This is a genomic window from Chitinophaga niabensis (assembly GCF_039545795.1).
Lineage (GTDB): Bacteria > Bacteroidota > Bacteroidia > Chitinophagales > Chitinophagaceae > Chitinophaga > Chitinophaga niabensis_B.
In genome coordinates this window covers 2632949-2647013 of sequence record NZ_CP154260.1, presented here as the reverse complement: position 1 = coordinate 2647013, position 14065 = coordinate 2632949, and the positions used below count along the sequence as shown (strand labels likewise).

12 protein-coding genes are annotated in these 14065 nt (G+C 46.3%); 6 read left to right on the top strand and 6 right to left on the bottom strand.

What is annotated here, in order from left to right:
* Nucleotides 1-148: 148 nt before the first annotated feature.
* Nucleotides 149-1228, bottom strand: coding sequence for a serine hydrolase domain-containing protein (locus tag AAHN97_RS10390; protein WP_343307534.1), 1080 nt, complete (start codon nt 1226-1228; stop codon nt 149-151).
* A 4-nt stretch (nt 1229-1232) separates the two neighbouring features.
* Nucleotides 1233-1562 carry a DMT family protein gene (locus AAHN97_RS10385; RefSeq protein ID WP_343307533.1) on the bottom strand — a complete coding sequence of 110 codons (330 nt, stop codon included), beginning with the start codon at nt 1560-1562 and terminating at the stop codon, nt 1233-1235.
* A 143-nt stretch (nt 1563-1705) separates the two neighbouring features.
* Between AAHN97_RS10385 and AAHN97_RS10380 the strand changes: the two genes are divergently transcribed.
* Nucleotides 1706-4027: an ABC transporter permease gene (locus tag AAHN97_RS10380; protein WP_343307532.1), complete on the top strand. Its 2322-nt coding sequence runs from the start codon at nt 1706-1708 to the stop codon at nt 4025-4027.
* On the opposite strand, the gene AAHN97_RS10375 is transcribed toward AAHN97_RS10380, so the two are convergent.
* Together AAHN97_RS10375 and pyrR are read right to left on the bottom strand one after the other, a co-directional pair.
* On the bottom strand, nt 4024-4959 hold the full coding sequence (locus AAHN97_RS10375; RefSeq protein WP_074238520.1) for an aspartate carbamoyltransferase catalytic subunit: 936 nt from the start codon (nt 4957-4959) through the stop codon (nt 4024-4026). The two genes, AAHN97_RS10380 and AAHN97_RS10375, sit on opposite strands and share 4 nt — an antisense overlap.
* A gap of 23 nt (nt 4960-4982) precedes the next feature.
* Nucleotides 4983-5513 carry a bifunctional pyr operon transcriptional regulator/uracil phosphoribosyltransferase PyrR gene (gene pyrR / locus AAHN97_RS10370; protein WP_343307531.1) on the bottom strand — a complete coding sequence of 177 codons (531 nt, stop codon included), beginning with the start codon at nt 5511-5513 and terminating at the stop codon, nt 4983-4985.
* Between the two features lie 146 nt (nt 5514-5659).
* On the opposite strand from pyrR, the gene AAHN97_RS10365 reads away from it, so the two are divergent.
* The 3 genes from AAHN97_RS10365 (at nt 5660) to AAHN97_RS10355 (ending at nt 8621) form a co-directional block, all read left to right on the top strand.
* Nucleotides 5660-6337, top strand: coding sequence for an outer membrane beta-barrel protein (locus AAHN97_RS10365; RefSeq protein WP_343307530.1), 678 nt, complete (start codon nt 5660-5662; stop codon nt 6335-6337).
* A gap of 53 nt (nt 6338-6390) precedes the next feature.
* Nucleotides 6391-6903: a peroxiredoxin gene (locus AAHN97_RS10360; RefSeq protein WP_343307529.1), complete on the top strand. Its 513-nt coding sequence runs from the start codon at nt 6391-6393 to the stop codon at nt 6901-6903.
* Nucleotides 6904-7007: 104 nt separating this feature from the next.
* The gene (locus AAHN97_RS10355; RefSeq protein ID WP_343307528.1) at nt 7008-8621 is read left to right on the top strand and encodes an arylsulfatase; all 1614 of its coding nucleotides are present in this window, start codon (nt 7008-7010) and stop codon (nt 8619-8621) included.
* A 57-nt stretch (nt 8622-8678) separates the two neighbouring features.
* On the opposite strand, the gene pruA is transcribed toward AAHN97_RS10355, so the two are convergent.
* Nucleotides 8679-10310, bottom strand: a complete 1632-nt coding sequence (pruA, locus tag AAHN97_RS10350) for an L-glutamate gamma-semialdehyde dehydrogenase (RefSeq protein WP_343307527.1) — start codon at nt 10308-10310, stop codon at nt 8679-8681.
* Between the two features lie 45 nt (nt 10311-10355).
* A protein-coding gene (gene prfB / locus AAHN97_RS10345) for a peptide chain release factor 2 (protein WP_143197363.1) occupies nt 10356-11451 on the bottom strand; the annotation gives its coding sequence in 2 pieces (ribosomal slippage) (nt 10356-11390 and nt 11392-11451; 1095 coding nt in all).
* Nucleotides 11452-11547: 96 nt separating this feature from the next.
* On the opposite strand from prfB, the gene AAHN97_RS10340 reads away from it, so the two are divergent.
* Together AAHN97_RS10340 and pgi are read left to right on the top strand one after the other, a co-directional pair.
* Nucleotides 11548-12348: a hypothetical protein gene (locus AAHN97_RS10340; RefSeq protein WP_343307526.1), complete on the top strand. Its 801-nt coding sequence runs from the start codon at nt 11548-11550 to the stop codon at nt 12346-12348.
* A 33-nt stretch (nt 12349-12381) separates the two neighbouring features.
* A complete protein-coding gene (gene pgi, locus AAHN97_RS10335; RefSeq protein WP_343307525.1) occupies nt 12382-14010 on the top strand; it encodes a glucose-6-phosphate isomerase in 1629 nt (542 codons plus the stop codon).
* Nucleotides 14011-14065: the final 55 nt, after the last annotated feature.

Below are 14065 nucleotides of genomic sequence, written 5' to 3'. Positions count from 1 at the left end.
ATCCGGTGAACGGTGTACCGCTTGTGGATTTATAACGAGGAGGTAATGCCTGTTGCGGTGTTTACAGGTCCATGGATTTAACAGGTTGTGTTTACAGGTCACAGGTCCGTGGATCTAACGGGCTGTTAATTTGTGCGGCCTGTTGTGCTTACCATGGCCGTAACATCAGGGCTGTGCCTACACGGTTCTCTGCAGAAACATTAGAGAGCACCACAATCGCTGTGCCTGATTCCCGTTCTACTGCTATAAAGGAATGATATCCACCAGTCTGCCCGGTATGTGTTACCCAGTTCTTACCATCTTTGCTGAAGAGCAACCAGTTGAGGCCCACGATATTTGCGCCGGCGAAAGTCTGCTGATGTGCCAATACCATGGCTTTTTCCAGTATAGTGGGCTGTTTGCTCATATTTGCGCGGGCATAAATGAGCATATCGTGCATGGTGGAACGGATACCGCCCATTCCTGCAATATCCTGAAAATCCCAGGGGCCCTGTAGTTGCAGCTCTTTAGTATAGCCCTGGATAAACCGGCTTTTCATGGATTCCGTGAGTTGCACTTTGGTATCCTTCATTTGCAGTGGCAGCGTGATCTCTCTTTCCAGTAAAGTGGCATAAGTGGTTTTTGCATGGCGCGCCAGCAGTACCCCAAGCAAACCTGTACCCACGTTGGAATACTCGTACTTATCTCCCACTTTCCTTTCCAGCTTTAAGTTCTTTACAAAGTGGAAGAGGTTATCGTTGGTAAATTGTGCGTAAGGGTTCCGTATGTCAACAGCGTCTTTGAACATATTGGTGGCTAAACGCGGGAAACCTGAAGAGTGATTGCTCAGGGATACCATCGTAACCGGCACGCCATCAAAGACAGGCTGCGGAACCGAATCCGGCAGGTATTTACCAATGGGGTCGTCCAGTTTTATTTTCCCGCGGATTACCTGAAGTGCCAATAAAGTACCGGTGAATGTTTTAGATACTGAACCTATTTCATACACGGTATTTTCATTAGGTAATGTGTTATTGCCCTTTAGCGTTTCACCATAATTGTAGATGGAAACCTGGCCATTCTTTATGAGGCCCACTACCATTCCAACAGCCTCACCTCTTGTAAAGGCAGCTCTTACGAGTGTGTCTACTAATTGGTCCTGCGGATCTTTGAGCGGATTATCTGTTGCCTGGGCCAGGCATAATAAGGTGAACAGGGATGAAAGCCCGGTAAGAAGGATCTTTTTCATAGGTTTATTTCTTAAACATAAAGTATACGGCACCTAATAAAAGGGAAAAGGATACCAGGTAATTCCAGCGCAGGGGCTCTTTCAGGAAAAAGATGGCAAATACACAAAAAACGGTGAGAGTGATCACTTCCTGGACCATCTTTAACTGGAAGCCGTTAAATCCTTCCATATAACCTAAACGGTTAGCCGGCACCATGAAACAGTATTCGAAAAAGGCAATCCCCCAACTGATCAGTATCACTTTCCATAGTGGTACACCTGTGTGTTTTAAATGACCGTACCAGGCAAAGGTCATAAATACGTTGGAGACGAGCAGTAATAAAATCGTACGCATACAGCTAAACTAATCATTTTTTTCATTGTTCTCCAGCGAACATCAAATGATCATTATCGAACACTTGACAAATATTGCACATTTATATATCTTTCATTTTATGGGGCTACCTCCTCTGGCATTCACTTTGTAATTTCACGTTCATGATCCGTAACTATTTGCTCACTGCCTACCGGAATATCATCCGGCACAAACTGTTCACCTTCATTAATATATTCGGCCTTGCGCTGAGCATGAGTGTATGCATGAACGTTATTATCGGCATCAGTAAGGAAATGAACTATGATAATTTTCATCCGCATCCGGAACGTACCTATCGTATTTTAACAGAGATGCGGAACCCGGAAGGGAATAGCTGGAAGCTGGCGAGTTCTCCCCTACCCCTGCGGGAAACATTGCTTAGCAATAACAACCTGGCAGAAGATGCGGTACGCTTGTATCCGGCACTGAATGGCAAGGTAACGGATGGTGCTAAAACCATTCAATTAAACGGTGCCTTTACAGAACCATCTTTCTTTAAAGTATTCGGATTTGAACTGGCAAAAGGTAATACTACTACAGCGCTGCAATTGCCCAACAGTGTAGTATTAAGTGATGAAGCGGCTACCCGTTTCTTTGGTTCTGTGGATCCTATGGGCAAGATCATTTCCTTAGAAGATGGCAGCAATTACCAGGTGACCGGTGTATTAAAACCAACGCCGGAAAAGTCGCATATTGCTTTTGACGCTTATGGTTCTGCGAACAGTATTGATAAAGCTGTTCAAACCTGGGACCCGGGGAAAGCATATACTTATGTGCTGCTGAAAGAGCATGTAAATAAAAGTGCCATGAAAAGTGAGCTGGCGCGTATTGCCTCTTCGCTGTATGATAAAAACGCAAAAGGCAGTATGCATTTTCAGCTGCAATCGCTGGGTAGCATTACACCTGCATGGGAAGAGACTTATAACAATATGCATAACGGTGGTACCTGGGCTAAACACATGGGCGCGCTGGGTATTATGCTCATTATCCTGGTATCTGCCTGTTTCAATTATACGAACCTCTCTATTGCCCGTTCTTTAACAAGGGCGAAGGAAATTGGGATCCGCAAGGTTTCCGGCGCCAGCCGTAAACAGATCTTCGGCCAGTATATCTTTGAAGCGGTGGCCATTTCTCTTTTCGCATTGGGATTTGCATACCTGTTACTGATGCTGATGGCACGTTTTAACCTTTTCAACAGTGGGTATGAGAATATACATGCCGTGAATGCCAGCTGGCGTTTGATATTGGTGTTCCTGGGTTTTGGTGTCTTTACGGGTTTGATGGCAGGCAGCCTTCCTGCCTGGCTGCTTTCTGCGTTTAATCCTGTGCAGGTATTGAAAAGTATGCCTGCCTTTAGGGTATTCGGGCGGATGAACCTGCGCAAAAGCCTGCTGGTGTTTCAATTCGCCATTTCGCTGGTGGTCACTATTTTCCTTTCGGCATTTTATCAGCAGTTTGCATTTATGGCGAAAGCGGATACGGGATTCAATCCGCATCGTGTAGTGGCCGTGCAATTACAGGGAAATAAACCGGAGTTATTAACGCAGGAATTAAGTGCTATCAGTGGTGTGGAAAAAGTAGGCGCCACTTCTGCCAATTTCGGGCGTTATGAGGGCGGGCGTTTGCCCCTTACCGTTAGCAAGGCACAGGAACCTGTGCAGGTGAGTTATTATCATGCAGATGCTGCTTTTTTATCTATGATGGAACTCAAATTTGTAGATGGTCAGAATTTCATCGGGCAGCAGATCATTTTAAATGAAAATGCAGCAGAGAAGCTGAAAGTGAAAGCTGGCCAGCAGATCTGGATGAATGATTCCACGCAGGTGGAAGTAGCGGGTATTGTAAAGGATTTTCATTTTGAGAATATGGGCAAGCCGGTTACGCCACTGGCGTTCCTTCCCGCTTCTGATTACAATACGCTGGACCTGAAAGTGAATACAGATAACAAAGAGGCGCTGAATAAACAGATTGCCGCAGTATGGGATAAATTGTATCCGGGGCAGCCTTTAAAGATCAGCTGGCTGGAGGAAGCGTTGTATGAAGGGAAATCAAACTGGAATGATATATCCTTCCTGGGTTTCCTGGCGGCTATGACCATCATTATCGCTGCTATGGGATTACTGGCGCTAGTGATCTATAACACTGCGGTACGCCGGAAAGAAATAGGGGTAAGAAAAGTGATGGGAGCCAGCATCCGGAGTATTATCGTGATGTTGTCAAAAGGATTCCTGAAACTAATACTGATAGCGGCCTGCATTGCTTTGCCCATTGGTTACTTTGTAAGCCGGTTGTTCCTGCAGAACTTTGCGATACGCATTAATTTAGGCATGGGTAGTTTGCTGATCAGCCTGGGCATTTTATTGCTGGTAGGATTGATCACCATCATATCACAAACCTGGCGGGCTGCCAGGGTGAATCCGGTAGAGAGTTTGCGGAATGATTAATTAAAAACGGGCTCTTTGCGGGCAAGGAGGTATAAGACAGCCATTCTTGTAGCTACGCCGTTTTCCACCTGGTCCAGGATAATGGACTGGCCGGAGTCTGCCACATCTGAGCTTAATTCCACTCCCCTGTTGATGGGGCCCGGATGCATGATCACGATCTCTTTCTGGAGACTGTCCAGCAGTTGACGGTTCACACCATAAGCCAGCGAGTATTCGCGTAAGGAAGAGAATAAAGGCATGTTCTGCCTTTCCAGCTGAATGCGCAGTACGTTTGCTACATCACACCAGGCCAGGGCTTCACGGATATCATAACTCACGTTAACGTCCAGCGCCTGTGCAATGTGTTTGGGAATGAGTGTGGGAGGCCCTACCACGGTTACTTCTGCACCCAGTTTTTTGAGGCAGTAGATATTGGAGAGCGCTACGCGGGAATGCATGATGTCTCCACAGATGGCTACTTTTTTCCCTTCCACGCTGCCCAGCTTTTCCCTGATAGAGAAAGCATCGAGCAATGCCTGTGTGGGATGTTCGTTGATACCGTCTCCGGCATTAACTATGGGTACATTGATGTGTTTGCTGAGGAAGTGAGGAGCGCCTGTTGCGGAATGCCGCATCACTACCATATCCACTTTCATGGACAGGATGTTGTTGACCGTATCTATCAGCGTTTCTCCTTTGGATACGGAAGAACCGGATGCGGAGAAGTTCACCACATCAGCGCCCAGCCGTTTTTCCGCCAGCTCAAAAGAGATGCGGGTGCGGGTGGAATTCTCAAAGAAAACATTGACGATAGTGGTATCCCGAAGTGTGGGAACCTTCTTGATCGGACGTTGTAAAACCTCCTTTAACTGATCGGCCGTTTGGAAAATAAGCTCTATATCCTGACGCGTCAGATCGCGTATACCTAGTAGATGTTTAACAGACAGTGACATTCTAAGGTGCAAATATAAGAGGTTTAGGCAATCAACACAACTTCGTCTTTTCCATCGCGTTCTTTCCACAGGACTTTTACGCGTTCTGTTATGATGGCATCGATGGTTTTTCCGGTGTAATCAGACTGGATGGGCAGCTCTCTGCTGAACCTCCTGTCTATCAGTACAAGCAGCTCCACGGCGGCGGGGCGGCCAAAATCAAGCATGGCATCCATGGCGGAACGGATGGTTCTGCCGGTATACAACACATCATCTATCAGCACTACCCGTTTATTTTCAACGGAGAAATTAATATCCGTTTCATTGGGGGCCTGCAATCCCTTCTCGCTTTTAAAATCGTCCCGGTAAAAGGTAATGTCCAGTTTACCATAGGCAATATGGGTGTTGGGAAGCAGCTTTTTCAAATTATGGTAGATCCTGTCAGACAAATAGATCCCCCTGGGCTGTAAACCTATGAGCACCGTGTCCCTGAACTCAAGATGGTTCTCAATCAGTTGGTGGCTGAGCCGGTCGATGGTGATAGCTAATTGCCGATCCGTCAAAATAGATTTCAAAACAAAAGTGTTTAAGCATCAAAAATAAGGATTAATGGGCCAGATTAAAAACTATGATTTCAGACATCGTATATTCATTTAACATTATATTAAGAGTTAAGCAGTTATACTTGTACTGTTAATCTATTCTTTCAAAAATTACATTTATGAAAAAACTTTACGGAACCATGTTTGTGGCGGCTTTATTTTCAAGCGCCACTGTATTTGCGCAGGATGTACCTGCTAAGAAATTTTTCCTCGGAGGAACTGCAGGATTCAGCACTGTCAAGAATCAATCTGTTTACAACACGAGTCCGGTTGGTACACCTCCTAATTTTGTTGTGAGTGGAGGAAGCAGGTCCAGTCAGTTCAATATTGCTCCTGAGTTCGGCTATTACATTAAGGAGAATGTTGCACTGGGTATTAAATTGGGTTACAGCCACACAGGCGGGGAAAACCTTCAAAGTTCCAATAGCTACGTTGCTGCTCCTTTTGTTCGTTTCAATGTGCCTATTGGTAAGAGCCGGTTCTCTGTATACAACGATCTGGGCTTGTCTGCAGGATATAGTCAAACTAACGAGCATTTAGCTGATGGCCAACCTGCTGATGCCAAAATTTTGAACCTGGGTGCTTTTTATGAGCCAGGCCTGCAATTCAGATTGAAGAACAACATCAATCTGTTAGCTACATTGGGTAATCTGTTTAATTATGATTATCACCGGAAACAGCTAAAGCCGGAGCAGGACCCTACCAAAAAAGCTGTCTCCACTGGCCACTTTGTTGGTATCAACAGTGATTTCTTTTCCCTCAATTCTGTCAGGATCGGCGTAAACCTCCTGTTTTAACATTTCTGAATGATCCCTGTTTTGTAGCTTTGATACTACAATATCAAAACATCATGAAACTCATAAAAACCATGCTCCTCACACTGGCAATCTTCGGATTTGGTGCTTCTGCCAAATCCCAGATCAAGAACGGCGAAAAGATACCCGACTTTGAATTGAAAGATCAAAACGGGAATAATTTCAAATTGTCTTCCGCATTGGCGAAAGGCCCGGCAGTGATTTACTTCTATCCGAAGGATGATACGCCCGGATGTACAAAAGAAGCCTGTTCTTTCCGGGATTCGTTTTCGGAGTTCACAGATAAAGGTGTGCAGGTGATCGGGATCAGTTCAGATAATGTAGCTTCTCATAAGAAGTTTGCGGAAAAATATCATCTGCCTTTTACATTGCTCAGTGATGAGAATAATGCGGTGCGGAAGTTATTTGGTGTGCCTAAGACCATGATGATGCCGGGACGTGTTACTTATGTGCTGGATAAGAATGGTACGGTTGTGCATCAGTTCAACTCTATGACGCAGGCTACGCAACATGTGGAAGAGGCTATTGCAGCTATCAAGAAGATATAATCAACAAGGAAATAAAAAAGGGGCGCTCTGCAAAGGGCGCCCCTTTTTTTATGAATTCAGTTTGAGTATATTTAAACTGCACCTTCTATCCTAAAAATATCTAAATGAAAAAAACAACCCGGTTGAGCTGTCTGTTTCTGGCCTGTGGCATGATCACAACAGGAACGGCTATTGCACAGAAGCGCCCTAATGTTATCGTCATCATGGCAGATGACCTTGGTTTTGCTGACCTGGGATGTTACGGCAGCGAAATACCAACCCCTCACCTGGATGCACTTGCCAAAAACGGCGTCCGGCTTACCAATTTTTACAATACAGCACGCTGCTGCCCTTCCCGGGCTTCACTGCTCACGGGGATCTATGCCCACCAGGCTGGTATAGGGCATATGATGGAAGATAAAGGTCCGGAGCATCCGGCTTACAGAGGCCGGTTGAATAACGAAAGCGTTACGATAGGTGAAGTGATGAAAAATGCCGGATACTTTACAGCTATGGTTGGTAAATGGCATGTGGGACAAGCTCAGGGCGTGGTGCCGTGGAAACGGGGATTTGACAGATCACTCAATGCACCGGCCGGAGGTTTTTACTATGGCGACCATCCCAATGCAAAACTTTTCCTAAACGGGAAACGCCTGCCTAATGATGCTGCTGTACTACCTCAAAACTGGTACAGCACTGATCTATGGTCCAATTACAGCCTGCGGTTCATAGATGAAGCTTTACAGGAACAAAAGCCTTTTATGCTGTACCTGGCATATAATGCGCCTCATTTTCCCTTACAGGCGCCCCTGGATGAAATTGAAAAGTTCAGAAAGAAATACCTGGAGGGATGGGAAAAACTTCGGGAACAGCGATATAAAAAACAGCTTGCCATTGGATTGCTCGATCCATCCTCCAAACTAACGCCATTTAATCCAAATGTTCCTGATTGGGACCAGCTGAGTCAGCAGGAGAAAGAAAAGTTTGATCATATTATGGCCATATACGCTGCAGTAATAGCTCATATGGATAAGAGCATCGGCGACCTGGTAGCAGGTTTGAAAAAGAGGAATGTGTTTGATAATACAGTGCTGCTGTTTGTATCAGACAATGGTGGTAATGCAGAGCCGGGAGCAGAAGGAAAATATGATGGAGCTATACCCGGTTCTTCCCAATCCAGCGTGTTCCTTGGGCAGGGATGGGCAGAAGCTTCCTGTACACCTTTCTGGGGATATAAACATCAAACACATGAAGGAGGCATTTCCTCTCCCTGTATTGTTTCCTGGCCCGCAGGGATACCAGCTTCCAGGAATGGTGCTTTTGAACGGCAGCCGGCACACATCACTGATATTATGGCCACATTGGTTGACTTAGGTAAAACGCAATACCCTTCAACGTTTGGAGGCAATGCTATTCAACCTTTGGAAGGTGCCAGTATGGTGCCTGCCTTTACAGGAAAAAAAATAAACAGGGTTAACCCCATCTTCTGGGAACATGAAGGAAACAAGGCTGTACTGGATGGCAAATGGAAACTGGTTGCCGAGCATACAGAACAATGGCAGTTGTATGATATTGAGAATGACCGGTCGGAACTGCATGATCTTTCTTCTGCACAGCCTGAGATTGCCGGTAAATTGAAACGGGAATACGAGCACTGGTATCAAAAGGTAAAAGCAGAACCTTTCAAGCGAACGTTTAAATGGTTTTATAACTATACAGATGCCAAATCAAATCTCTGATAATAAAAAAAGCAGTTCCATTCCCGGAACTGCTTTTTTATAATGTAATATATTGAACTATGCTTCATTCAGGAAAGGATACCTGTAGTCCGTTGGCGGAACCAGTGTTTCTTTCACGGTTCTCGCACTCAGCCAGCGGTAGAGGTTCAGCTGTGAACCTGCTTTATCATTGGTGCCGGATGCACGGGCGCCTCCGAATGGTTGCTGACCAACTACTGCACCTGTTGGTTTATCGTTCAGGTAGAAGTTACCTGCCGCGTTCACCAGCTTTTTAGCAGCCAGTTCCAATGCGTAACGGTCCTGCGCCAATACAGCTCCTGTGAGTGCATAGGTGCTGGTGCTGTCTACCAGTTTCAATGCTTCTTCGTATTTCTCTGCATCGTATACGTATACTGTGAGTACAGGTCCAAAGATCTCTTCGCACATGGTAGTGTATAAAGGATCTGTGGTTTCGATCACAGTGGGTTCTATGAAGTAACCTTCTGTTTTACTGTAGTTACCGCCAGCGATGATCTTAGCTTTTGCATCGTTCTTCGCGTTATCGATATACTTAGTGATCTTATCAAAAGAACGTTCATCGATCACGGCGTTGATGAAGTTGGAGAAGTCCTCTGTAGTACCCATTTTCATGGTCTTAAGGGCTGCAGCCAGTTTAGTCTTGATTTCTTCTGCAATATTGCTCGGCAGGTAAGCGCGGGAAGCAGCAGAGCATTTCTGACCCTGGTATTCAAAAGCGCCTCTTGCGAGTGCAGTTACCACCGCATCTACATCGGCAGACTTGTGAGCGATCACAAAATCTTTACCACCGGTCTCTCCTACTATGCGTGGGTAAGTTTTGTATTTATGAATGTTATTGCCAATGGTTTTCCACATGGTTTGGAATACGCCGGTAGAACCGGTGAAGTGGATACCGGCAAAGTCAGCATGTGCGAAACATACATCACCGATGGTGGGTCCGTCTGCATAAACAAGATTGATCACGCCATCCGGTAAACCGGCTTCTATGAGGATCTTCATGAAAAGGCTGGCGTGGAATACCTGTGTATTGGCAGGTTTCCAAACTACTACGTTACCACACATGGCAGCAGAAGTAGGCAGGTTACCACCGATAGCGGAGAAGTTAAATGGCGTTACAGCCAGTACAAAACCTTCCAGGGGACGATATTCCAGCCTGTTGTGCACACCAGGTGAACTGATAGGTTGCTGACGGTAGATCTCTGTAAGGTAATGTACGTTGAAGCGCAGGAAGTCTATGAGTTCGCAGGCGCTGTCTATTTCAGCCTGGTAGGCATTTTTGCTCTGGCCCAACATGGTAGCGGCATTGGTATGCGCGCGGTATTTGGTGGCCAGCAGCTCTGCTGCTTTGAGGAAGATGGCTGCGCGATGCTCCCAGGGAGTATCTGCCCATTGCTGGCGTGCAGCCAGTGCGGCGTTGATAGCATCTGTAACATGACTGGCATCTCCGGAGTGGAAATGACCCAGTTTATGTTTGATCTCATGCGGGGGACGAATGTCTACCGTTTTGCCGGTACGGACTTCTTTTCCGCCGATGTACATGGGAATGTCCTGCTCAACAGCCTTATATGCGGCTAGTTGTTTTTTAAGTGCTGCTCTTTCCGGGGATCCCGGAGCGAAGCTCATAACCGGTTCATTGCCTGGTGCTGCAAAGTCAAAATAAGCGTTATGCATGGCTTAGATTGTTGTTGTTTGTTATAAATATGGTTGGTGTTCGGATCAACCTTTCTCTTCTTCTTTCTGCATCATCAGGTACGCTTTGATGAATCCATCCAGCTCACCATCCATTACAGGGCCGATATTTCCTACTTCATACTCGGTGCGGTGATCTTTGATCATTTTGTACGGATGGAAAACATAAGAGCGGATCTGTGAACCCCATTCGATCTTGCGTTTATTTGCATTCGATGCATTCTTCAGTTCTTCGCGCTTGCGGATCTCTTCTTCGTACAACCTGGACTTCAACATGGTCAATGCCTTGGTACGGTTCTCCCCTTGTGTACGTGCCTGCTGGCATTCGATGATAATACCGGAAGGAATATGTTTCAGGCGAACGGCGGTTTCCACCTTGTTCACGTTCTGACCACCTTTACCACCTGAACGGTAGAATTCCCATTCCAGGTCGGCAGGGTTAACAGCTACTTCGATGGTATCATCTACAAGCGGGTATACGAATACAGAGGCAAAAGATGTGTGGCGGCGGGCGTTGGAATCAAATGGAGAGATGCGCACCAACCGGTGAACCCCACTTTCTGCTTTCAGCAGGCCGTAAGCAAATTCCCCATCGAATTCAAGCGTAGCAGATTTAATGCCTGCGCCATCTCCGTATTGCACATCGATCTCACTGACTTTCCAACCCTGCTTTTCACCGTACATACGGTACATGCGGAGAAGGATCTCTGCCCAGTCCTGACTTTCGGTACCACCGGCGCCGGAATTGATGGTGAGAACGCCGGGCATTTCATCTTCCGGCTGGTTGAGGGTGCTTTTGAACTCCAGCTCATCCAATGCCGCAGTGGCATTATCATAAGCTGCTTTCACTTCTTCCTCAGTTGCTTCACCTTCTTTTTGGAATTCCAGCAGAACGGCGCTATCTTCAATGGCGTCCTTTACCTGATTGTAAAGATCCACCCAGAATTTGTTCACCTTAATTTCTTTCAGGATAGCAGTTGCCCTTTCGTTATCATCCCAGAATCCCGGGGCGAGGGTCATCTGCTTATCATTTTCTATTTTGTCTATGCGGTCCTGTACGTTAAAGAAAACCTCCCAGGACGTACAGACGGTCCCTCATAGCCTTCAATTGTTCTATTGTCATAAGTCCGCAAAGATAAATTAATATTCAGTAAATACGAAACAGCATTATCGCCTAATTATGGTTAGATTTTTGCGGAGCAATTTCAAACCAAATGTTATGGAAACCCGTCAGAGCGTTGGTCATTACCGTCAGCAAGCAATCTTCAATATCCTGGCCCTGCTCATTGTGATCGGTGTGAATGCCATGGCTAACCTGTCTCAATTGAACGGTAAAACCACCGGCGAGGTTTCAGATGCATACCCCAACCTTTTTGTTCCGGCAGGATTTACTTTTTCCATCTGGAGCATTATTTACCTGGGGTTATTGGGTTTTGTGGCCTACCAGTACCGGCTGGCATTTTTCAACGGGCATGCCATAGAGTTGCAGGCCTTTATGGTGAGGATGAAAGGCTGGTTCCTGCTCAGTTGCCTGGGTAATGCCTGCTGGCTGTTTGCCTGGCATTATAACATGATCTTCCTTTCGTTCTGCTGTATGCTGGTGCTCCTGGCCAGCCTGATCGTCATCCATCGTAAATTCCGTATAGGCCACCCGGGAGCGTTTACACCGGAAAAGGTATTTATCCATTTCCCTTTCGGCATTTACCTGGGATGGATCAGTATTGCCACCATTGCTAATCTCACGGCTTTACTGGTAGCCTGGAATATTCCCATTCCACAGGTCACCTGGACGGTTGTGATGATGGGCCTGGGCACCCTGCTGGCGGTGCTGGTGGTTTTCAGGTACAATAATGTGTATTATGCACTTGTATGTATCTGGGCTTTTTATGGCATTATCGTTAAAAGGGAGTCCATCGGCGGGCGGGAATGCGCGCCCATTGTAGCTATGGGCACTATTGTTATCGCCGTGTTAGCTTTATCCATTCTCATGCAGTTAGTTAGAAAAAAGATCACTATATAGCTTATTTTTGACGCACTAATCTAATCAGAAAGTATGTTCCCAACAGTACACCCAACTGCGACCAAGGCCTGGCAACAGTTACAGCAGCACGCAGCAGACATGAAAAAAACGCAGATGCGTTCCCTCTTTGCGGCAGATCCGCAACGCTTCCAATCTTTCTCGCTGCAGTTTGAAGATATCCTGTTCGATTATTCGAAGAACCTCCTCAATGCCCAAAGCCTGCAACTGCTGCAGGAACTGGCAAAGGAATGCAAACTGGAGGAAGCCATCAAAGCGATGTTCCAGGGCGAAAAGATCAATGCCACAGAACAGCGGGCGGTACTGCATACGGCACTGCGGAATGTATCCGGCCAACCGGTATTGCTGGATGGAAAGGATGTGATGCCTGAAGTGAATGCTGTACTGAAACAGATGGAAGATTGCTGTAACAGGATACATAAAGGGGAATGGAAAGGATTTTCGGGTAAACGTATCCGTTATATCGTGAACATTGGTATCGGTGGTTCTGATCTGGGCCCTGTAATGGTAACAGAAGCCCTCCGCCCCTACTGGGTTCCGGGTATTCAAACCTATTTTGTGTCCAATGTGGATGGTACGCATATTGCTGAAACACTGAAGAAAGTAACAGCAGATGAAACCCTCTTCCTCATTGCTTCCAAAACTTTCACCACACAGGAAACCATGACCAATGCACATTCTGCACGTACCTGGTTCCTGGAGAACGGTGGTTCTGAAAAAGATATTGCCCTGCACTTTGCGGCGCTTTCTACCAATGAAAAAGCGGTGAAGGAGTTTGGTATAGATACGAAGAATATGTTCGCATTCTGGGACTGGGTGGGTGGACGTTATTCCCTCTGGTCCGCTATCGGCCTTTCTATTGCACTAACTATCGGGTATAAGAACTTTCATGAACTGCTGGCAGGAGCGCATGCTACTGATGAGCATTTCCGGAATACACCTTTTGAGAAGAACATTCCGGTGATCATGGCGCTGATAGGTATCTGGTATGGGAATTTCTTTGATGCGGCTTCTGAAGCGATCCTTCCTTACGATCAATATATGCATCGTTTTGCGGCTTATTTCCAACAGGGAAATATGGAGAGCAATGGTAAAAATGTGGACAGGAACGGGAAACCGGTGGATGTACAAACGGGGCCTGTTGTTTGGGGAGAGCCAGGTACGAATGGGCAGCATGCTTTCTATCAGCTGATCCACCAGGGAACCAAAGTGATCCCCTGCGACTTTATTGCGCCGGCGATCAGTCATAATCCACTGGGAGATCATCATCCTAAATTACTGTCTAACTTCTTTGCACAAACGGAGGCCCTGATGAATGGGAAAACTGTGGAGGAAGTGAAGGCGGAAGGTACTGCGGAAGAGCTGGTGCCATTTAAAGTGTTTACGGGTAACAGGCCAACGAATTCTTTCCTGCTGAAGCAAATTACGCCGCGGTCCCTTGGTTCGCTGATAGCGCTGTATGAACATAAGATATTTGTGCAGGGAGTGATCTGGAATATCTACAGTTTTGACCAGTGGGGTGTGGAATTAGGGAAACAGTTGGCGAATAAGATATTGCCTGAGTTGAAGGATGATGCGGAGGTTAGTTCGCATGATACTTCAACGAATGGGTTGATCAATGCTTATAAGAAATGGAGGGGGTGATAGCTTGCTGAGAGCTTGCCGCGCAGCAGAGGGCGGAGTTTTTTATTTAAGAGGT

Bases quoted from the DNA above. Each gene is read 5' to 3' on its own strand.
- AAHN97_RS10360 (WP_343307529.1), top strand. From the start codon at position 6,391: ATGAAACTCATAAAAACCATGCTCCTCACACTGGCAATCTTCGGATTT.
- pgi (WP_343307525.1), top strand. From the start codon at position 12,382: ATGTTCCCAACAGTACACCCAACTGCGACCAAGGCCTGGCAACAGTTA.
- AAHN97_RS10365 (WP_343307530.1), top strand. From the start codon at position 5,660: ATGAAAAAACTTTACGGAACCATGTTTGTGGCGGCTTTATTTTCAAGC.
- AAHN97_RS10390 (WP_343307534.1), bottom strand. From the start codon at position 1,228: ATGAAAAAGATCCTTCTTACCGGGCTTTCATCCCTGTTCACCTTATTA.
- AAHN97_RS10340 (WP_343307526.1), top strand. From the start codon at position 11,548: ATGGAAACCCGTCAGAGCGTTGGTCATTACCGTCAGCAAGCAATCTTC.
- AAHN97_RS10355 (WP_343307528.1), top strand. From the start codon at position 7,008: ATGAAAAAAACAACCCGGTTGAGCTGTCTGTTTCTGGCCTGTGGCATG.
- pruA (WP_343307527.1), bottom strand. From the start codon at position 10,310: ATGCATAACGCTTATTTTGACTTTGCAGCACCAGGCAATGAACCGGTT.
- AAHN97_RS10380 (WP_343307532.1), top strand. From the start codon at position 1,706: ATGATCCGTAACTATTTGCTCACTGCCTACCGGAATATCATCCGGCAC.
- AAHN97_RS10385 (WP_343307533.1), bottom strand. From the start codon at position 1,562: ATGCGTACGATTTTATTACTGCTCGTCTCCAACGTATTTATGACCTTT.
- AAHN97_RS10375 (WP_074238520.1), bottom strand. From the start codon at position 4,959: ATGTCACTGTCTGTTAAACATCTACTAGGTATACGCGATCTGACGCGT.